The sequence below is a fragment of the Bifidobacterium sp. W8110 genome (assembly GCF_016101375.1).
Classification (GTDB): Bacteria; Actinomycetota; Actinomycetes; order Actinomycetales; family Bifidobacteriaceae; genus Bombiscardovia; species Bombiscardovia asteroides.
In genome coordinates, this window is sequence record NZ_JACFQO010000002.1 from 167,970 (window position 1) to 188,044 (window position 20,075).

Sequence of the window (20,075 nt, forward strand, 5' to 3'; positions counted from 1 at the left end):
TCAGGGGATCGGGAACTCGTCACATTTACTCGGACCGGTCTGTCGGATTCGGTATGTGATTGCTGTTGCAAGACTCTTCACTCGTCGTCCGGATTGACCATATGGTCGTCGCCGGCATCGCCCAGAAGTAGCCGCTCGGTCAAGGTGATCAGGCCCAGCAGGAGGGCGGTCAGCAGGATGATGACCAGGGTGGCCGAGAAGATCAGCGGGGTTCTGAAGGAGTTGAAGGCTGACTGTAGCCATATGCCCAGGCCGTTCCTGGCGCCCAGATACTCCGAGGTGGCCGCGGTGGCGAAGACATAGGCGGCGCTGATGCGCAGACCGCCGAAGATCTGCCCAGCGGCAACCCTCAGCTTGACGTGCCAGAGGGTCCAGGTCCGGGTTGCCCCGCAGTTCAGCGCCACGTCCTGATAGAAGCGGGGCACGGACTTGAGTCCCCGGTAGGTTTGGACCACTACGGGAAAGAGGGCGAAGACGGCCACGATGACCACCTTGCCCAGGGGTTCGAACCCGAACCAGATCACAAACAGGGGAGCGATGGTGATGAGAGGGATCATCTGGGCGCCGGCGATCAGTGGGTAGAGGGCATCGTGCAGGGTTCGCCAGCTATAGAGGGCCAGGCCGACCACTATTCCCAGGACTGAGGCCAGGAGGAAGCCCAGCAGGCCCTCAAGGGCGGTGATGGCGGTAGCGGGCAGCAGGTCCTCACGGGACTGCGCCGTTGCAACCAGGATTCGACTGGGCGCTGGAAGAACCTGTTCGCTGACTCCGCCCAGGCGGGCGGCAAGTTCCCAGATGATCAACAGCGTCAAGAGGGTGAGAGTCGGAGGCAGCGCCCGGGTTCTGCTCTGCTTCCGCACACTCATCGACCGGCTGCTTCCCGAACGTAGCGATCGGTCCACAAGTCCGTGGCCTGAGGAGCCTTGTTGGGGTCGCCCTTCTTGGCGTCCCGATAGGTGCCCGCTTTGAACTGGAAGTCCAGATAGTCCTGGGCATCCTTGACGTTGATCAGTCCGGTAATGCTTCTTTGATCTGCACTGTCAACCCAGTATCCCTCCTTGACGATGCTCTCCATGGAGCGCTTGGCCAGGGTCGGGTCGATGGCCGATCCCTTGGTCTCCTTGACCAGGATGTCCGCCGCCTGGTCGGGATGGCTCAGGGCGTAGTTGTATCCCTTCAGGCAGGCCTTGACGAATGCCGTCAGGGCGCGACGGTGGCCGGCCTGCTGCAGCCAGGAATTCTTGACCACGAAGCCCAGCTGGTCGGGGTTGCCGGGAACTCCCCAGTCGGCCTGGGTGAAGCAGTGCAGTGCCGGACCCTTGAGTTCGCTCTCCACGCCCTCCCAGTTGGCGTAGAAACCGGCGAAGTCGCCCTTGCCGCTGGTCAGGGTGGCGAAGGTGTTGGTGCCGCTGGTCACCCGCTTGAAGTCACCCTTGCCGCCTGCATAGCGGATCATTTGCTTGACCACAGCCGTCTGCTCGGCCGAGCCGAAGCTGACGAAGGTCTTGCCGTCGAAGTCCTTGGGTGTTTGGATGTCGGTGCGCGAGGCCAACGAGCACCAGCGCGCCACGGAATGCTGGCCTATGTTGAAGACCTGCCGCAGGTCAGATCCCTGGGAGTTGAAGGTGGCCAGGTTGCTCAGCTTGGAGAAGCCGACGTCGGCGACCCCGTTCTGAACGGAGGTCTCTGCCCCTGCCTGAGCCGTCGGCAGGATGGTAAGCTTCAGGCCGGCCTTGTCGAAGTAACCCAGGTGCCGGGCCACGTAGATGCCCACATGATTGGTGTTGGGCGTCCAGTCCAGCATGAAGGAGAGCTTGGAGCCATCATCGGCCTTGTCGTCTGCCCCCCTGGTCCCGCAGGCTGCGCTCGTAGCTGCCATACAGAACGCTGCTGTCAGGGCGAGCGCCCGTACAATCAGTTTGTGGCCGGGAATTCTCCTGAAGCCGCTGTTCTCCGACATGCTCATCACTGTCACCTTGCCTCTCCGGCACCCCTGGTGCCCATCCGCATCGGGGCCGCTACGGGAAGGTGAGGAGCCCGCGCGACGATCCGGTACGGTCTTGACCGATGGAATTCTGCGATGTGTGCTACGGCTGCTGCCACCAGCCGCGCGAACAAGACCACTCTAGTCCAACCCAGCCGGTCCTGCCTGCCGTGATGAAAGGTTGCATCATTTGCCCTTATACTGGAGACTCACGAGAGGTCCGTGCGGGCCGACCGCTGTCGGTCTCGTCCGGAGCAAGACGACCGATTTCGGTAGGGTTCGACGGAGGGTTCCCATGTCGGTGACCATCAGTGATGTGGCCAAGCAGGCGGGCATGTCCGTATCCACGGTCTCCCAGGCGCTCAACGACAAGGGGCGCATCTCCCCGCCCACCAAGGACAGAGTCCGCAGGGCGGCCATGGAGCTGGGATATATCCCCGACAGCCGAGCCCGTTCCATGCGATCCTCGCGCTCGCATGCCGTAGGCCTGCTGGTCCCCGACATCCGCAACCCCTATTTTTCCGAGCTCGTCTACGCCGTCCAGGACCAGCTCTATTCGGCAGGCTATGCGCCCCTGATCGGCGTGTCCTCTTGCCGGGCCAGCAGGCAGGAGGACTATTACCGCACCCTTCTGTCCCGGCATATGGACGGTGTCCTGGTTGTTCCTGACGGGCCAACGTCGCCCATGCTGCGCACCATGCTGGCAAGGGAATTCCCTGTGGTCTTCGTGGACCGTCCCGACCGGACCCTGCCCGGTGTCCCTCTGGTGGATTCCGACCCTGTGCCCGGCCTGGAGGCGGCCTTGGACGCTCTGGCAGCCAGGGGATGCAGGCGAGTGGCCTTTGTTCCGGGCCCGGAGAGCCGCTCCTATACTTTCCGCGAGCGTGAGCAGGCTTTTCTGTCCGGCGTGGATGCCCGTCAGGGGCTGACGGGGTTGGTGGTCCGCCAAGGATTCGAGGACCGTCCCCGGGCGGCCGCGACCATGCGCCGCCTGCTCGGTCAAGGGGTGGACGCGGCCATCTTCGGCTACTCGGCCGATGCCATCAAGGCCGTCGCTATGGAGTGGGACAGCGACCAGCGTTCGCGTGTGCCTCTGGTCTCCTTCGATGACCTGGAGGTCTTTCAGCTGGTCAGTCCCCAGGTTTCGGTCATCTCCCAGCAGGTGGATCGCATGGGCCGGCAGGGCGTTGACATGCTCCTGTCCATGATTGAGCCGGGGCGGCAGGCTCCGGAGGGCATGAGCGTGGATCGCCGGCTGCGCACTCAAACCCTTTTCGTGCCACGGGGTCTGCTGGCTTAGGCCGGTTCCCGCCTGATGCAGGGGTCGGGTCTCGACAAAATATGTGCGTGTCGGCTGGTTGCCTCCTTCCTGTAAATGACCTCTACCGGCCTTTCGGCCATTTGCCGCCCTTGTCCAGACCCCGCTCTTTGTGACTCAGGTCACAAAACCTGGGAATTACTAGATGTGGGAAACGAATCATTCTCGGGCACTACATATGGTGGTCACGACGTGATAGAGTGAGTCTTGTCATTAAGAATGACATCCATGTGATTCGCCGTTCCCAGTACGGAATTTGGGAACGCCAAAGTAACCGCACATGAGTAACCGCATGAACCGTATGAGGAGTGACGATGGATACTGAGGTCATGACCGATAGCGTGAAGGAGCGTGGCATTTCGGATCGCGATGCTGTCGATGGCATTCTGGTCGAGAAGCGCGACGGCCGGATCGTCGATTTTGATCCCGTCAACATCATGAATGCCATCGAAGCCGCCTTCAAGGATGTCAAACACGAGGTCAGCCCCGAGGATCGTCAGCAGATCCGGGGTATGGCCCTGACCGTTCAGTCCGAGATCACCGATCGCTACACCAACCCGGTCAAGATCGAGGACATCCAGACATTGGTCGAGCATGCCCTGGTCAATGCCCATCTTTATGAGATTGCGCGCGCCTATACCTCATACCGTTTAGACCGTGACATTCAGCGGGCCAAGGCCACCGATGTCAACGAGGCCGTTCACCGCCTGACCAGCAAGGACGAGACTCTGGTGCGCGAGAACGCCAACAAGGACGCCAACGTATACGCAACTCAGCGCGACCTGCTGGCTGGCGCGGTCTCAAAGGCCTCGGCCTTCGCCATGCTGCCCAAGGATGTCTCCAACGCTCATATGAAGGGCGACATCCACTTCCACGACGCGGACTACTCGCCCTTTACGGCCGAGACCAACTGCTCCCTGCCCGACTTCGGCGATATGCTGGCCCACGGTTTTGAGCTGGGCAATGCCATGATGGACTCGCCCAAGTCCATCGGTACGGCCGCCACGCAGATCACCCAGATCATCAAGGACATCGCCGGATCCCAGTACGGTGGCCAGACCGTCAATCGTTGCGACGAGATGCTGGACAGGTACGCGCGTCTGGACTACAAGAAGAACTATTCCATGGCTGAGGCCGTCCTACCGGACGAGGAGCCCATTGACGTGGCCAAGGATGTCGTCCGCGGCCTCAAGGCCCGGGAGGCCGACTGGCTCCACCTGGATGATCGTGCCCCTATCGGCGAGGACGCCCCCTTCGATCTGGACGCTCCGCAGATTGTCCGGTTGCGTCAGGTCTATGCCAAGATCCTGACCCGCAAGAACATCTACGATGCCATGCAGACCATGGAGTACCAGATCAACTCCAACCGTGTCTCCAACGGGCAGACCCCCTTCGTCACCGTGGGATTCGGCCTGGGCACATCCTGGTTCGCCCGTGAGATTCAGCGGGCCATCTTCCTGATTCGTATCCGCGGACTGGGCAAGGACCGTCACACCGCCATCTTCCCCAAGCTGGTCTTCACCATCAAGCATGGCCTCAACGCGGACGAGGGCGATCCCAACTACGACATGAAGCAGCTGGCTCTGGAGTGCTCGACCAAGCGCATGTACCCTGACGTGGTCTTCTACGAGAACCTGGTCAAGATCACCGGTTCTTTCAAGGCCCCCATGGGCTGCCGCTCCTTCCTGCAGGCCTGGACCAACCCTGAGACGGGCGAGGATGAAGAGGACGGCCGCATGAACCTGGGTGTCGTCACCGTCAACATCCCCCGCATTGCTCTGGAGTCCCGAGGCGACAAGGATCGCTTCTGGAAGATCTTCGACCAGCGCATGGAGGTGGCCCACCACGCCCTGCAGTTCCGCATCATGCGCTGCAAGCAGGCTACGCCCATCAACGCACCCACCCTCTACCAGTACGGCGCCTTCGGCAGGTTGAAGCCGACCGACAGTGTGGACACCCTCTTCCGCAACAGCCGCTCCACCGTTTCGCTGGGCTACATCGGCCTTTACGAGGCCACCAGCGTCTTCTACGGCAAGGACTGGATGAAGGACCACTCCTGGGATCCGGATGGTAAGGAGTTCGCCCTGAGCATCGTTCGCCGGATGAATCAGCTCTGCAAGCAGTGGGAGAAGGCTGAGGGATACCACTATTCGGTCTACTCCACTCCGGCTGAGTCGCTGACTGACCGCTTCGCCCGGATGGACAAGGAGAAGTTCGGCGTAGTCGACGGAGTCACCGACCACGACTTCTACACCAACAGCTTCCACTACCCGGTCTGGCTGCGACCCACGCCCATGGAGAAGCTCAGCTACGAGCGGGACTTCCCCTACCTGGCCTCCGGCGGGTTCATCAACTACTGCGAGTTCCCCTCCATGCAGCAGAATCCCAAGGCCCTGGAGGCGGTCTGGGATTACGCCTACGACATCGGCATCGGATACTTGGGCACCAACACCCCCATCGACCACTGTTTCGTCTGCGGCTACGAGGGTGACTTCGAGCCCACCGAGGAGGGTTTCAAGTGCCCCGAGTGCGGCAACGACGATCCTGATAAGTGCAACGTGACCAAGCGCACCTGCGGTTATCTTGGCAACCCCGTCCAGCGGCCCATGGTCCACGGCAGGCACGAGGAGATTGCCCACCGCGTCAAGCATATGGAGGGCGAGACCGGCCACGTGGTCCTCAAGGATGGATCCACCAAGGAGTGGTTCGACGACAAGGCCGAATAGGCTCTGACAAGGCGCAGTTAATGGCGGGCCGGGTAGTTTGCGGCCCGCCATTGTCATGAGGAGGATCAGATGACGGACAAACAGGGAGCCATGAGAAAGACAGGCGGCCACCGTGACTTCGCCGCTGATGAGCAGGGGCGCGGTCCAGGGGTTCCCTCCGCGCTGACCAACAATCCCAAGGCCGGCCAGTGGGACGGTCGTCGGCTCAGTCGGGGAATCGTGGCGGACTACAAGCGTCTGGTCATGACCGACGGCGAGGGGATCCGCTGCTCCCTCTACGTCAGCGGCTGCCCCTTCCGCTGCCAGGGGTGCTACAACGCATCCATCTGGGACTTCGGCGCCGGACACCCCTATACCCAGCAGCTTGAGGACCGCATCGTCAAGGATCTGTCGCTGTCCTATGTGCAGGGCATTACCTACCTGGGTGGTGAGCCTCTGCTCAACACTCCCTTGCTGCTCGGCCTTTCTGAGCGGATCAGGCGTGAGTTCGGCCATGAGAAGGATATCTGGTGCTGGACCGGCTACACCTGGGAGGAGCTGAACCGGCCGGGGGAGACCCCGGACAAGGCTCAGCTGATCTCCTACCTTGATGTGCTGGTGGACGGACGCTACTTGGAGAATCGGAAGAACAGCCTGCTCCAGTTCCGGGGCTCGGACAACCAGCGGATCATAGACGTGCCGCGTTCCTTGGAGCAGGGCCGGGTGGTCATCTGGCCCAAGCTGCATGACCAGACCAGGTTCATTCCGGAGACCTACAGCAAGGACCGGCAGCAGGAGCAGCAGCGGGGCTGATACCAGTTCCGGCTCTGTATTGTCCTACGTCGCCTTGCCGGGGCACAATGGGTGTCATGACTGATGAGCATGATCACGACGCCAAACCCGACCTGCCTAAGGATCTTAGGGTCCGCTTCTGCCCTTCGCCGACTGGCACCCCGCATGTAGGCATGGTTCGAACAGCACTCTTCAACTGGGCCCAGGCCCGGCACTCGCATGGCACCTTCGTCTTCCGCATCGAAGACACCGATGCCCAGCGCGACAGCGAGGAGAGCTACAAGCAGATCCTGGAGGCCCTCAAGTGGCTGGGGTTGGACTGGGATGAGGGCGTGGAGGTCGGCGGCCCGGATGGCCCCTATCGACAGTCCGAGCGTGGCGACATTTACCGCGATGTGGCCCGGCAGCTGCTTGATGCCGGTTATGCCTATGAGTCCTACTCCACCGCTGAGGAGATCAAGGAGCGCAACCTGGCTGCCGGTCGCCCGGCCGCTTTTGGCTATGACGGCTACGATCGCGACCTGAGCGACGAGCAGCGTCAGGCCTTCCGCGATCGGGGCCGCAGTCCCGCCCTGCGTATTCGCATGCCCGACGAAGACATCGCCTTCGACGACCTGATTCGCGGGCATATCGAGTTCAAGGCCGGGTCCGTGCCCGACTACGTGATTGTGCGCCCCAACGGCGATCCCCTTTATACTCTGACCAACCCGGTCGATGATGCCCTGATGCACATCAATGTGGTCCTGCGCGGCGAGGATCTGCTCAGCTCCACCCCCCGGCAGATCGTCCTCTACCGGTACCTGATGAAGCTGGGCATAGCTCGGGCTATGCCTCTGTTCGGACACCTGCCCTATGTCATGGGCCAGGGCAAGAAGAAACTGTCCAAGCGCGACCCTGAGTCCAACCTCTTCCTGCACCGGGAGCACGGCTTCATTCCTGAAGGCCTGCTCAACTATCTGGCTCTTCTGGGCTGGTCCATCGGCCCAGACCGGGATGTCTTCTCCATGGAGGAGATGGTTGAGCACTTCGACATCCGCGACGTCAAAGCCAATCCGGCGCACTTCGACATCGACAAGGCCGTGGCCATCAACGCCGAGCACATCCGCATGCTGGAGCCACAGGACTTCTTGAACCGGTCCCTGCCCTACCTCAAGCGTGACGGGCTGGTGAGTGCCGTGCGCTGGCAGGACCTGAGCGATCGGGAGCAGCGGATTCTGAGTGCTGCCGCCCCCCTGGTCCAGCCTCGCGTACGTCTGCTGGAGGAGGTGTCCGGGATGGTAGGCAGTCTGCTCAGCCAGGAGGAGTACCTCGAGCCTGAACCGGATGCCCGTAAACAGCTCAAGGATTCGGCCGGACAGGTTCTGGATTTGGCCACTGCCGCCCTGCAGAATGTGTCCGAGCAGGATTGGAAGGCCGATCACCTGCACGACCTTCTCACTCAAGCGCTGGTGGATGAGGGCGGCTATAAGCCCCGTCTGGCCTTCGGCCCAATCAGGGTGGCGGTCTCGGGAAGGCGGGTATCGCCGCCCCTGTTTGAGTCCCTGGAGATCCTAGGCAAGAGCACAACACTCCGAAGGTTGGCCAACTTGCGCCAAAACCTATGAGCGGGTATATTTCTTTTTTGTTGTGCTACTGACCTGTTGAACCGGGTTCGTACGCGGCGAAAAGTGAAGCCCCCGTCGTCTAGCGGTCTAGGACTACGCCCTCTCACGGCGCCAACACCGGTCCAAATCCGGTCGGGGGTACGACATGTGGCAACCGTCCAAGCGATTGTCGCACAGCCAATTGGGGTATGGTGTAATTGGCAACACAGGTGATTCTGGTTCATCCATTCTTGGTTCGAGTCCAGGTACCCCAGCAGTAGAGACATAGAGTCCCAGGGAGCGGAGCACCGACACGGTGTTCCGCTCTTCTTATTTAAGCATTACCATGGATTCTAGGAATGCCTCTGGTTTGCAAAGCGGCGGCCAGTGGTATCCACGAGAGTTACTCACGGTGTGAGCAAGCAAACAAAAAGAGGAGGCCTGGCAAACTGCTATGTCAGAGTTTCCGATGATGGAATCTGATACTTTGAGCATAGAAGCTTGAGTGATGAACCCAATCATCGGCTGATCGGGCAACATCACCCGGTATATGAATCATTGTACGATTTTTTCGGTAAAGGTGTGTGATTATGACGACAATCATGGTGTTGGGAGCTGGTTATGCGGGTCTTCGCGTGGTCAAGAAGTTGGCTCATGCAAAGACTGATGCCCATATAGTCCTGGTCAATCAGAACGAGTACCACTACGAGTCCACCCAGCTGCATCAGGTGGCGGCTGGGACCAAGGAGCCGGCGGACGTGGTCTTCGACCTGCGCAAGGCCCTGCCTGATTCGGTGGAGCTGATTGTCGACAAGGTGGTCGGCATCGATCAGGATAACCGGCGTGTCAGCCTGGAACATCATGACCCTCTGTCCTACGACTACCTGGTCAACGCCCTGGGCTTTGAGTCCGAGACCTTTGGCATCAAGGGGGCCGATGAATATGGATGGCCCCTTGTCGACGTGGACACTGCCTTGGCGGCCCGTAAGAAATTGGAGCAGACGCTGGCTCGCTATCAGACCAGCCATGATCCGCTGGATTTGAGCATCGTGGTCTGTGGCGCGGGCTTCACCAGCATCGAGTATCTGGGCGAGCTGGTCTACCGGCTGCCTCAGCTCTCGAAGCGCCTGGGCTTCCCCATGGATCAGGTCAAGGTGGACTGCATAGAGGCATCGCCCAAGATTCTGCCCATGTTCAGCCAGGATCTGGTCGACTGGGCTGTGGATTACCTGCGCAAGCGGGGGGTCAACTTCCACACCTCGACTCCCATCACCGAGGTCAAGCAGGATGCCGTGGTCTCCAATGACCAGGAGTTCAAGGCCCATACGATCATTTGGACAACGGGTGTGCGTGGGAGCCACGTTATTGCCGATTCCGGGTATAATCAGAAGCGTAACCGTGTAGTGGTCAGGGATGACCTGTCGGTGGAGCAGCATCCAGAGGAGTTCCTGGTGGGTGATGTCAGTGCCGTTCCCGACCCCCAATCGGGTCGGCTCTACCCAACCACTGCACAGATTTCGATGGCCCAGGCTGATACCGCGGCCGCGAATGTCCTCGCCAGAATGCGGGGGCAGGAGCCCCAACGGTTCACCTTCCGAAGCCTGGGGACCGTGTGCTCTCTCGGTCCTCACGCCGGGGTTGCCGAAATCGACCGTATGGGCACGCTGAAGCTCAAGGGCAAGGTGGTCTCGGTCCTGAAGTGGATCGTGAATGAGCGGTCGGTCCTGGAATTGGCCGACGTGCGTACCATGTTGGAGAGCAACTGAACCAGCGTCTCAAGGACGCAAGGGGCTAGACGATGAGGAAGAGGAGGACGAACATGATTCAGGTCATGAGGATGTGGAGCATGTTCGTCCATTTCCAGCCTCGGATTGGATCGTTGTGGGCGACGATGGCCATCGGCCCTGTGTTCGTCGACATCATTGACTACCTCCTGCTCCTCCTCATTCCGACGGAAACAGCGGCTCATTGTCGCTTCCGTCCGGATGGCGGAGATTCCCGTGCCAGTACGCGGATCGGCAGGAGCGAGAGGAGAGTGGCATTAGCATGAGTTTTCTACAAGGTTTATGGTTCTTTGTCATCGGCCTGCTTTTTGCGGGATTCCTTCTGCTTGAAGGGTTCGACTTCGGCGTTGGCATGGCCACCAGGTTCGTGGCCCGTGACGGTGATGAGCGCGCCACCTTCATGAGGGCTATCGGCCCCCACTGGGATGGCAACGAGGTCTGGCTGATTACAGCCGGCGGTGCGATGTTTGCTGCTTTCCCGCTCTGGTACGCCTCCCTTTTCTCGGGGTATTACCTCTTGCTCTTCCTGGTGCTGGTCTCCCTGATTCTGCGTGGCGTCTCATTCGAGTTCGCCTCCCATGCGCTGACCAGCCGCGAGCGTGGTGTCTGGCAGTGGGCCAACTTCATCGGTTCGCTTTTCGCGCCATTCTTCCTGGGTATGATGCTGACCAGCCTGATCCAGGGCATCCCTATGGATAAGAACGGCGATGCCTGGCCCGGGTTCTTCGACGTGTTCAACTGGCTCTCTGTAGTCGGCGGTATTGCTGTAGTCTTCTTCAGCTTTGTTCATGGCCTGCACTTCCTGAGCCTGAAGTTGGGTGCCATGGATTCCCGCCGGATGCTCAACGTCAGCGAGAAGGCCTACTGGATTGCCTATCCGGCCCTGGTCGTCTTCGTGCTCCTGGCCATCTTCAACACCGACTTCTACAAGGCACGTCCCCTGTCCACCTGGCTGATCACCGTCATCATCCTGGCATCAGTGATCGGAGGCCACGTTGCCGTCTTCAAGAAGCACGGCGGCTACGCCTTCACCTGCTCGGGCATAACCCTTATGGCCATCATCGCCTTTATCTTCAACGGGCTCTTCCCGCGGGTGATGATTGCTGACGATCCGGCACACAACCTGCTGATCCAGGATGCCTCGGCCTCGCCGCTGACCATGAAGATCATGACTGTTGTGCTTTGCATCTTCCTGCCTATCATGCTGGCCTACTTCATCTGGAGCTACTTCATCCAGCGCAAGCGGCTGGACACCGATGGAGCTCATCTGACCTCACCCGTGGCTCCTTCGGCCACCGTGGCTGAGACCGTCTGAGAGCCAAAGGAGGCAGGGGGGCAGTGCTGGCAGGACCGGAGCGCATCCGGAGGGTAATGCATTGATTGACAAAAATCTCTTCCGTTTCGACGGAGTCCGGTCCACCTTGGGCCTGCTGGCTGCCCTGTCCCTGGTTCAGGGAATAGGTGTGGTGGTTCAGGCCTATGGGTTGACTTTGGCTCTGGTGCGCATTTGGCACCTTCAGAACCTCAAGCTGCTGGTGGTGCCGGTGCTGATTTTTTTGGCAGCCTACACCTGTCGACAGCTCTGCGACGTGGCCAAGGATCGTATCGCCACCGACCGTGCAGATGCCATCGTAGCCGAGCTGCGGCCCCGTATTCAGGACAAGGTCTTCTCGCTGGGGCCCTCGGCACTGGCCCGGCGTGGCACGGGCTCGGCCGTCACCATGCTGGTGGATGGGCTCGATCAGGTGCGCACTTACGTGCTGACGGTCCTGCCAAAGATGATGGATCTCATCTTTATTCCCCTGATTGTCCTGGTTGTGGTCTGGATCCAGGATGCAGGTTCCGGGCTCATCCTCATGCTTATGCTGCCCCTGCTCATCTTCTTCATGGTCATCCTGGGTCTGGCCGCCAGGGATCGCTCCAGTCGGCAGTATGCTCAATTCCGCAAGCTCAACACCAGGTTCATGGATACGGTCCTGGGTCTGCCGACCCTGAAAATGTTGGGCATAGACAAGGAGTACGAGGACGAGATCTATTCGGTCTCGGATCGTTTCCGCAAGAGGACCATGAGCGTTATCCGGGTCGCCATGACCTCCACCTTTGCTTTGGACTTCTTTGCCACCTTGGCAATCGCCATCATGGCCGTTTTCTTGGGCAACAATCTGATCAATGCCAAGGTGGAGCTCTTTCCAGCCCTTTTGGCCCTGATTCTGGCCCCTGAGTACTTCATGCCCATCCGCCAGTTCGGAGATGATTTCCACGCCACGCTGAACGGCAAGAACGCCTTGGATGACATCGCGGATATGCTGGACCAACCGGAGCCCAAGCGCTTGGAGGAACTGGACTGGTCCGGGTGGAAGGAAGACAGCCACCTGCGTCTGGAGGGAATCGACTTCTCCTATCCTGGTCCCAAGCCGGTAGAGAGCAATGCTTCAGCCGGGGCGCAGATGGATGCCATGGCAAAGTCCGAGAGTCAAAAGCCCAGCAAGAAGAGACGCAAACCCAAGGCATCCAAGATTCATGACGGTGATGGGACGTCGGCTTCGGTGGGGCTCGGTTCCACGGTATCGAAGGGAACCGGAGTCGAAGCTGCTGCGGATTCACAGGTCAGCTGGTTTGACGGGGGCTCGGAAGAGCAGCCCCTTGCCCTGAATGGACTGGACTTCGACCTGCACGGCTTTTCCAAGGTGGCTGTTGTCGGCCGCTCCGGTGCCGGCAAGTCTACGCTGATGGATCTGCTGGCCGGATTTGACCAGCCCAAGGCAGGCACCATCGACCTGGATGGTCATCAGCTGGAGCATTGCAACGTCGCTGCCTGGCAGCGACACATCAGTTACATTCCGCAGAACCCCTTCATCTTCCACGGCACAGTGGCCGACAATATTCGCTTCTACAATCAGGAAGCAGACGATGCCGAAGTAGCCCGTGCAGCCGATCGGGCTGGACTGACCGACTGGCTGAAAACATTGCCTGACGGTCTGCACACCCAAATCGGAGAGGGCAACCGCGGCATCAGCGGCGGCCAGGCCCAGCGGATCGCCCTGGCCAGGGGCATCCTGGATCCCTCGCGCGAAATCCTGTTCTTTGACGAGCCCACAGCCCACCTGGACATCGAGACCGAATACGATCTGAAACAGACCCTGCTGCCCATCATGGACGGGCACCTGGTCGTCCTTGCCACCCACCGGCTGCACTGGCTGGCCAACATGGACTGGGTGATCATGCTGGAGCATGGACGAATTGTGGCCCAGGGCGATCCGCATGAGCTGATTGGACAAGGCGGACCCTTGGACGCGCTGATCGATGAGATGGGAGGGAACCAGATTGCCGACTACCAGCAGGACTGAAACCGCCGGAAGAGACGGCATGGGATCGCCTAAGGCCTCCCGCCGCGGCCGCGGACTGTCGGGCTACATGCATATCTGGCACCGGGACCATTGGTTCTGGCCCTACCTGCGTCAGAACAAGGGGCTGCTTGCCCTGATCTTCTTCCTGGGAACCATCACCTTCGTATGCGCAGCCGGGCTGATGTTCACCTCAGGCTTCCTGATCAGCAGGTCTGCCCGTCATCCCTTCAACATCTTTGCCGTGTATGTGCCGGTGGTCCTGACCAGGGCCTTTGGCATTGGACGGCCTACATTCAAGTACCTGGAGCGCATCAAGAGCCATGACTGGGTGCTCCGAGTGGTTTCCAAGCTACGGGTTCAGCTTTACCGCACCCTTTCGAAGGACGCAGCTTTCCTGAACGAGCATGAGCGTACAGGCACGGTACTTGGCATGCTCTCGGACGATCTGGACCACTTGGAGAACTTCTATCTGCGCACCATCTTCCCCACGGTAGTGGCCTACATGATGTGGGTGGTGGTCACCATAGCTGTAGGCGTCTTCTCCTGGCTGACCTCGCTCCTACTCTTCCTGCTTTTCGCTCTGATCCTGATCCTGATCCCGCTGGTCTCGCTGGCTTATTCAGACGGGCGTTATGACATGGAGAAAGCGCGGCGGCAGGACCAGTACACTGCAGTGACCGAGAGCTACATGGGCCTGGGGGACTGGGTGATCACTCGCCGTCGTCGGCGTTTTGTGGATACGGCGTCCGGCGACTTCAACGATATCGCCACCGGCCGCAGAGAGCAGAAGCGATTTGAACGCTGGCGCAACTGTGGTATCCAGATGATTTTCGCCCTTATGGTGGTGGCCCTGATTGTGGGGGCAGATCTGCGTATGACCAGCTCCACTTCCATAGCTGACTTCGCGGCAGCCGTGGTCCTGGCGGTTTTCCCCTTGGTCGACTGCTTCATCGTGGTCTCGCAGGCAGTGGCTGAGGTTCCCCTCTACACAGATTCGCTGGACCACCTGAATGATCTGACCGAGCGGGTCGAGTCCCGGCAAATTGCGCCAAGTCCCCAGACCAAGCTGGAGGGGCCGATCAAGTCAATCGTCTTCGATCATGTCAGCTTCTCCTACGGACCTGATGACCCCCTGTTGCTGGACGACTTCAGCCTGCGGATTGAAGGTGGGCAGCGGGTGGCTCTGCTCGGTCCCAGCGGAGAGGGCAAGACAACGGTTCTTCAGCTGCTTTTAGGCGATCTGCGCCCCACCAGTGGCCGCATCCTCATCAACGACATACCAGTCGACGCACTGCAGGATCAGCGTCCTGAGCTCTTCGGCTACCTGAACCAGCAGGCATTCCTCTTCAACACCACTATCGCCTCTAACGTGCGTCTGGGGGCCCCACAGGCTGATGATGACCAGGTTCGTCAAGCCTTGAAGGCTGTACAGCTGGATCAGGTTGTTGCTGACATGCCGCAGGGAATCGACACGCCGGTTGATGAAGCTGGCGGTCGTCTTTCAGGCGGGCAGCGCCAGCGTCTGGCCCTGGCCAGGATAGTGCTCAAGCGTACTCCAATCATCCTTTTGGACGAGCCCACCATCGGTTTGGATCCCATAACCGAGCGCAGGCTCATGGCCATGATCTTCAAGGTCAGCCAGGATCGTACCCTTCTTTGGGTGACCCACCACCTGCAGGGGCTGGAGGAGGCCGACCAGGTCATCTTTATGCAGGACGGGCACATCGCCATGCAGGGTCGGCCTATCGACCTGTACCGGGAGAACGCCCGTTTCCGTGAACTTTATCGCATGGACGTCTCGGACGTGGACAAGGGTGCCGGTCAAGGGATATACTTAAAGAAGCAGTCAGATTCAGATGGACGGAACCCTGTTGAATGACCATCAGGCTGTTTCCCGAGCAATGAATTTTGCACGGTTGTCGGGTCGCCGATCTTGGCGGATGGCTTCTCGACCGGTCACCGTGCGCCGTCGGTTCATGGACTGGACGGTATGGAAACCGGAGCCCGTGGAAGCGACCAGGTCGCGAAGTCGGGGAGAGCTGAAAGGTTCTCGTGGGCATAAGCCTGGTCATATCTGAATCCGTCCGGATTCGACCCGTGTACCCGCGCCCGACGAACCCTGCAGAGATTGGGAGGAACGATGTTCACTGTATTGGGATTGTCTAGATTCCAGTTCGCCATGACGACGATATTCCACTTCTTCTATGTTCCTATGACCATCGGTCTGGCCCTGGCGGTCGCCATCATGGAGACCGTCTATGTGGTGACCAAGAAGGATGTCTACAAGAAGATGACCATGTTCTGGTCCAAGATCTTCCTGCTCTCCTTTGCGGTGGGTGTGGTAACCGGCATCATCCAGGAGTTCCAGTTCGGCATGAACTGGTCCAATTACTCCAGGTTCATGGGTGACATATTCGGCGCTCCACTGGCCATTGAGGCCTTGGTGGCCTTCTTCCTGGAATCAACTTTCATTGGCGTATGGATGTTCACCTGGAACCGTTTCAAGCCGGCCGTGCATGCGGTCTTCATCTGGCTGACCTTCCTGGGTTCCTCCATGTCGGCCATCTGGATTCTGGCTGCCAACAGCTTCATGCAGCACCCGGTTGGATTTGAGATCAACCAGGCCACCGGCCATGTGCGGCTGCGCAGTTTCGGTGACGTCGTATCCAATCCCCAGCTGTGGATTGAGTTCCCCCACGTCTTCTTTGCCGCTGTCTGCACAGGGGCCTTTGTGGTCATGGGTTGCAGTGCTTTCAGCCTGCTGAGGATGCATATGGGAAACAAGGACAAGGCCGTGGCCGCTGTCGAGGCCGACTCCGAGAAGCAGGCCAAGGTCAACTTGTTCACCAAGTCAATCCGTCTGGCCGCTCTGCTCGGACTTATCGGTTCCATCTGCGTGATCACCTACGGTGATTTACAGGGCAAGTACATCGTGACCGATCAGCCTATGAAGCTGGCTGCCACCGAGGCCATCTATGAAGACACCGGTGATCCCGCCCCCTGGAATGCTGTGGCTCTGATCAATGAGAAGGACCATAAGATCGAGGGGTCCGTCGAGATTCCCGGAGCCATGTCGCAGCTGGCTTACGGCAAGAAGACAGGTGCCGTCAAGGGCATGAACACCGTCAACAAGGAGCTGCACGAGAAGTATGACGCCAAGTTTGGCAAGGACATGAACTACTACGTGCCGGTTACCACCCTATTCTGGGTCTTCCGTCTGATGGTCGGAATCGGGTTTGCCTTTGCCCTGATATCCGCATTGGTGCTCTGGTTCACACGTAAGAAGAAGAACACACTGTTCACCTCGCGTTGGAAGCTCTGGATTATGGGTATTTTTACCTTTGCTCCCTTCGCTGCGACAACCAGTGGCTGGCTGGTGACTGAGCTTGGTCGCTATCCCTGGCTGGTTTACGGTTATCAGACCATTGCCGATGGAGTTTCGCCCACCAGCACGGTGCCGAACCTGCTCTTCACCTGCATCGTCTACTTCCTGCTCTTCCTGGTTCTGGGCGGAGTTATGGTCTTCTACACCAGGAGAACCCTGCACCAGGGACCCTTCTATAAGCCGGATGACGGCAATGGGCCGCAGCCTGCCAAGGTGCATGGAGCACCGGCTCGAGTAGCCTTGGCCTGATGGTCGTCTGACCTCAAACCTTTCCTTCCCCTTCGGCAAATCCCCCGCTTCGGACCGTATGGTTCGGAACGGGGGATTTGCTGTCTTAAAGGTTTGCCATCAGTGGCGAGCGGCTGTGAGATTCAGATCAGAACAGAGAGCAATGGCGAACATGATGCGACAGAGGTTATGTATGTTCGGCATAGAGCTGATACCAGGCTGGCTTCACTCATTTTGGTTTTGTTGCTTTGGTTCTGTTGCACCGATTCGTTCAGACCTGGGCGGTCAGCTTGGCTGTAATCCTCTGCAACAAGTCTCGCACCCCTTTGTCCATTGGGGAACCCTCAAGGTTGTACGCAGCCTGTTGCAGATAGTCCCTGGCGGTTTGCCGACTGCTCTCCATCAGTTGGGGATGGGATCTGAAGTAGTCGACCACCTGGTCGGGATCGTCCTGCTGGACTAGGGTTCTGAAGTTCTCATCCTTTTGGAACCCCAGCAGGACCGGCAGAGTGTAGATTCCGTCGCGAATATCCTCCAGCTTGGGCTTGCCGGTGTCGCGATCCAGATCGAAATCGTTGATGTCATCGATGATCTGGAAGGCCATGCCCAGATTGCTGCCGAAGTCTCTGGCGGTACGTTCCAGGGCCGTGTCAGTTGGCTGGCCATCAAGGCGGATTCCAGTCAGGCAGGCCAGTCGGAAGAGTGCTGCGGTCTTGCCCGAGATGGCCCGGTCGTAATCGTCAATGGTTATATGGGTGTGGTGACGGTCTGACTCCTGGTAGAGCTCGCCACCCACGATCTCACAGACCGTGCCGGCTTGCTCGCGGATAAAGGCTGTGTCAGGGGCGATGGAGGCCATAATCTCCATATAGCGTGAAAGGATCAGGTCTCCTAGATAGATGGCGGCCTTGTTGCCCCGGATGGTGTGGACCGTGGGCTTGTTGCGGCGTATGGGGGCATTGTCCAGAACGTCGTCGTGGACCAGGGTGGCCAGATGAAGCATCTCGATGGCGGCGGCGCCGGTGATGACGGTATCGTCCAGGCGCCCTTTGTTTCGTGAGCCGGCCCGGGCAAAGAGGATCACCATGGCGGCGCGAATCATCTTGCCGTGGTTATCCAGCAGTCGACGGTAATCCTCCTGATAGGGAGCCACATGGGTACGTTCCTGGTGCAGACGGTTGACAACCCGCTCAAGATCCTTGCGCAACAGGAGCTCTTGTCCTTCTGCCATGGAGGTACGCTCCCTCTATCTCGTTAAGAACCGCAACGTATCCAATATACCAAGACCGGGGCCAGGCCTGAAGATTGTCGCCCCTGTCCTGACTATCGCCGTAATCACTGTGGTCAAGCTCACATCAAAGTGTTGTCGTACTGTGATGATCCTGAAGCCTGAATCCGATTCGTAAGGGGGCTGCATAGATGGGCCCAGAGGCAAAGGCCGGTGAAGTAGGCTAGATGTATGAGTCAGCATTACAACGCGGATCGGGTTTCCCCACAAGGCGGCGAGGGAGAGCATGATCGACCGCTGTCCGTTTCAGCTCGGCTGGGGCGGCTTCAGTTCCATTACTCGGGCAAGTTCAGACTTTTGCAGCTGGCCGACGTCCAGGAGGGGCCTAAGGTCTCTTCGGACACAATCAGACTGATAGCCGCGGCCTGTGATGCAGCAAAGCCTGATCTGGTGGTCTTCTCGGGCAACCAGGTGGCCGGTTACGACACGGCCTATGAGCGCACCTTCCGTAAAAGGCGTTGGAGCACCCCCCTGGATGGCATCTACTCGGCTGGTCTGAGCATGGGCGGCGCCCTGGGACTTGGGGGAGCCTCCCTGAAGCGCTCCTCAAAGATTCAGGATGGCCAATCTGCTGCTGACCGCAGGGAGCTGAGTCGCAGGGAATCGGAGCATCAGGCGGACGACAGGGATGCCGAGCGTGTACGTCGGCAGAACATCAAACACACCGAGGACCTGGTTCGCAGAACCGTTGGCCTGATCACCGGCCCACTGGTTGAGCGCGGGATTCCTTTCGTCGTCACTTATGGTAACCACGATTTCCAGTGCGGCCTGGACACCGATCAGATGGATGCCATCTATCGGGAGGTGCCCGGCTGCCTGAACCCGGAGGCTACGGTCGCCCATCCTGATCGGGTTCATGCGCTGATCGGATCGGCCCTGCCCTCCCAGACCGCATTCGTCTGTGCTCCGGGCACTTTCGCCCTGCCTGTGGCGGATTGCGACGGTCACGGGGTGGTCATGGGCCTGGTTCTGGTGGACTCCGGCGACTATGCCCGTGCAGGCGGTTACGGCTCACCTTCGGCCCAGGCCCTGGATTTCCTGGCGGCTGCTCCTGACCTTCTGGGCAACCGATCCATAGTCTTCCAGCACATGCCCATTCCCCAGTTCTATGATCTGCTCAAGCCGGTGCCGGCCACCACAGCCTATGCGGTCCAGGGCTACCGGAGTTTCGACTCCCGCTGTTACATTCTGGACGAGTCGCGCACCTGCCCGGGCTCCTACTTGGGCGAAGGAGTCTCCTGTCCGGACGAGGACAGCGGCGAGTATGACCTGCTTACCCGGAACCGGGGCTATTTCGCCCTCTTCGCTGGGCATGACCACCGCAATGGCTTCGTCGGACGCAGCGGTGAACTGACTCTGGGGGCTACGCCCACATGCGGATTCGGCTCCTACGGTCCGGTGCCCGGCAAGCGGGCGGCACGGCTCTTCGAATTCGACATCCGTCATCCCCATCATCCTCGCACTCAACTTTTGGAGTTCGGGCAATTGGTGGGGCGGCCCGGATCCCACAAGGTCTACACCTTCGCCATGAGCCATGTGCCTACCTCTACTGGGGATGCAGTCAACCTCCTGCGTCGGCCTGGGTTCTTGGCTGGTGGCCTGACGGCCCTGGCAGGGCTGATCGCCTCCTGGGGCTCCACCCGACGGCGGTAAGGATGGCG

At 59.6% G+C, this 20,075-nt stretch carries 14 protein-coding genes and 2 tRNA genes; 13 read left to right on the plus strand and 3 right to left on the minus strand.

Annotated elements, in window-relative coordinates; translation table 11 throughout:
• Positions 1-77: 77 nt before the first annotated feature.
• Complete coding sequence (locus H3T88_RS03865; protein ID WP_198203631.1) at positions 78-866, minus strand: ABC transporter permease; 789 nt, start codon at positions 864-866, stop codon at positions 78-80.
• On the minus strand, positions 863-1,879 hold the full coding sequence (locus tag H3T88_RS03870; protein WP_232347132.1) for an ABC transporter substrate-binding protein: 1,017 nt from the start codon (positions 1,877-1,879) through the stop codon (positions 863-865). The genes H3T88_RS03865 and H3T88_RS03870 overlap by 4 nt, the downstream gene beginning before the upstream one ends.
• A 400-nt stretch (positions 1,880-2,279) precedes the next feature.
• Between H3T88_RS03870 and H3T88_RS03875 the strand changes: the two genes are divergently transcribed.
• The 12 genes from H3T88_RS03875 to H3T88_RS03930 all read left to right on the plus strand — a co-directional run bounded on the left by H3T88_RS03875 (position 2,280) and on the right by H3T88_RS03930 (position 17,147).
• Positions 2,280-3,284, plus strand: a complete 1,005-nt coding sequence (locus tag H3T88_RS03875; protein WP_198203633.1) for a LacI family DNA-binding transcriptional regulator — start codon at positions 2,280-2,282, stop codon at positions 3,282-3,284.
• A gap of 347 nt (positions 3,285-3,631) precedes the next feature.
• A complete protein-coding gene (gene nrdD, locus H3T88_RS03880) occupies positions 3,632-6,028 on the plus strand; it encodes an anaerobic ribonucleoside-triphosphate reductase (protein ID WP_110417106.1) in 2,397 nt (798 codons plus the stop codon).
• A 69-nt stretch (positions 6,029-6,097) separates the two neighbouring features.
• Positions 6,098-6,820, plus strand: a complete 723-nt coding sequence (gene nrdG / locus H3T88_RS03885) for an anaerobic ribonucleoside-triphosphate reductase activating protein (protein WP_198203634.1) — start codon at positions 6,098-6,100, stop codon at positions 6,818-6,820.
• A gap of 56 nt (positions 6,821-6,876) precedes the next feature.
• On the plus strand, positions 6,877-8,403 hold the full coding sequence (gene gltX, locus H3T88_RS03890) for a glutamate--tRNA ligase (RefSeq protein WP_015021323.1): 1,527 nt from the start codon (positions 6,877-6,879) through the stop codon (positions 8,401-8,403).
• A gap of 68 nt (positions 8,404-8,471) precedes the next feature.
• Positions 8,472-8,544: transfer RNA gene (locus tag H3T88_RS03895), tRNA-Glu, on the plus strand.
• Positions 8,545-8,585: 41 nt separating this feature from the next.
• Positions 8,586-8,657 (plus strand) — tRNA-Gln (locus tag H3T88_RS03900).
• Positions 8,658-8,972: 315 nt separating this feature from the next.
• Positions 8,973-10,148, plus strand: a complete 1,176-nt coding sequence (locus tag H3T88_RS03905; RefSeq protein WP_198203635.1) for an NAD(P)/FAD-dependent oxidoreductase — start codon at positions 8,973-8,975, stop codon at positions 10,146-10,148.
• Positions 10,149-10,201: 53 nt separating this feature from the next.
• Positions 10,202-10,432 (plus strand): hypothetical protein, encoded by a 231-nt coding sequence (locus H3T88_RS03910; protein WP_198203636.1) that lies wholly within the window; start codon positions 10,202-10,204, stop codon positions 10,430-10,432.
• Positions 10,429-11,481 (plus strand): cytochrome d ubiquinol oxidase subunit II, encoded by a 1,053-nt coding sequence (cydB, locus tag H3T88_RS03915; RefSeq protein ID WP_015021326.1) that lies wholly within the window; start codon positions 10,429-10,431, stop codon positions 11,479-11,481. Before H3T88_RS03910 ends, cydB begins: the two co-directional genes overlap by 4 nt.
• A 61-nt stretch (positions 11,482-11,542) precedes the next feature.
• Positions 11,543-13,513 (plus strand): ABC transporter ATP-binding protein/permease, encoded by a 1,971-nt coding sequence (locus H3T88_RS03920; RefSeq protein WP_232347133.1) that lies wholly within the window; start codon positions 11,543-11,545, stop codon positions 13,511-13,513.
• 19 nt (positions 13,514-13,532) lie between these two features.
• Positions 13,533-15,392 (plus strand): thiol reductant ABC exporter subunit CydC, encoded by a 1,860-nt coding sequence (cydC, locus tag H3T88_RS03925; protein WP_198203637.1) that lies wholly within the window; start codon positions 13,533-13,535, stop codon positions 15,390-15,392.
• Between the two features lie 261 nt (positions 15,393-15,653).
• On the plus strand, positions 15,654-17,147 hold the full coding sequence (locus tag H3T88_RS03930; protein WP_015021329.1) for a cytochrome ubiquinol oxidase subunit I: 1,494 nt from the start codon (positions 15,654-15,656) through the stop codon (positions 17,145-17,147).
• A gap of 250 nt (positions 17,148-17,397) precedes the next feature.
• Here H3T88_RS03930 and H3T88_RS03935 read toward each other — a convergent pair whose 3' ends face one another.
• The gene (locus tag H3T88_RS03935) at positions 17,398-18,357 is read right to left on the minus strand and encodes a polyprenyl synthetase family protein (RefSeq protein ID WP_198203638.1); all 960 of its coding nucleotides are present in this window, start codon (positions 18,355-18,357) and stop codon (positions 17,398-17,400) included.
• A 228-nt stretch (positions 18,358-18,585) separates the two neighbouring features.
• Between H3T88_RS03935 and H3T88_RS03940 the strand changes: the two genes are divergently transcribed.
• On the plus strand, positions 18,586-20,067 hold the full coding sequence (locus H3T88_RS03940) for a serine/threonine protein phosphatase (RefSeq protein WP_110416809.1): 1,482 nt from the start codon (positions 18,586-18,588) through the stop codon (positions 20,065-20,067).
• Positions 20,068-20,075 lie beyond the last annotated feature (8 nt).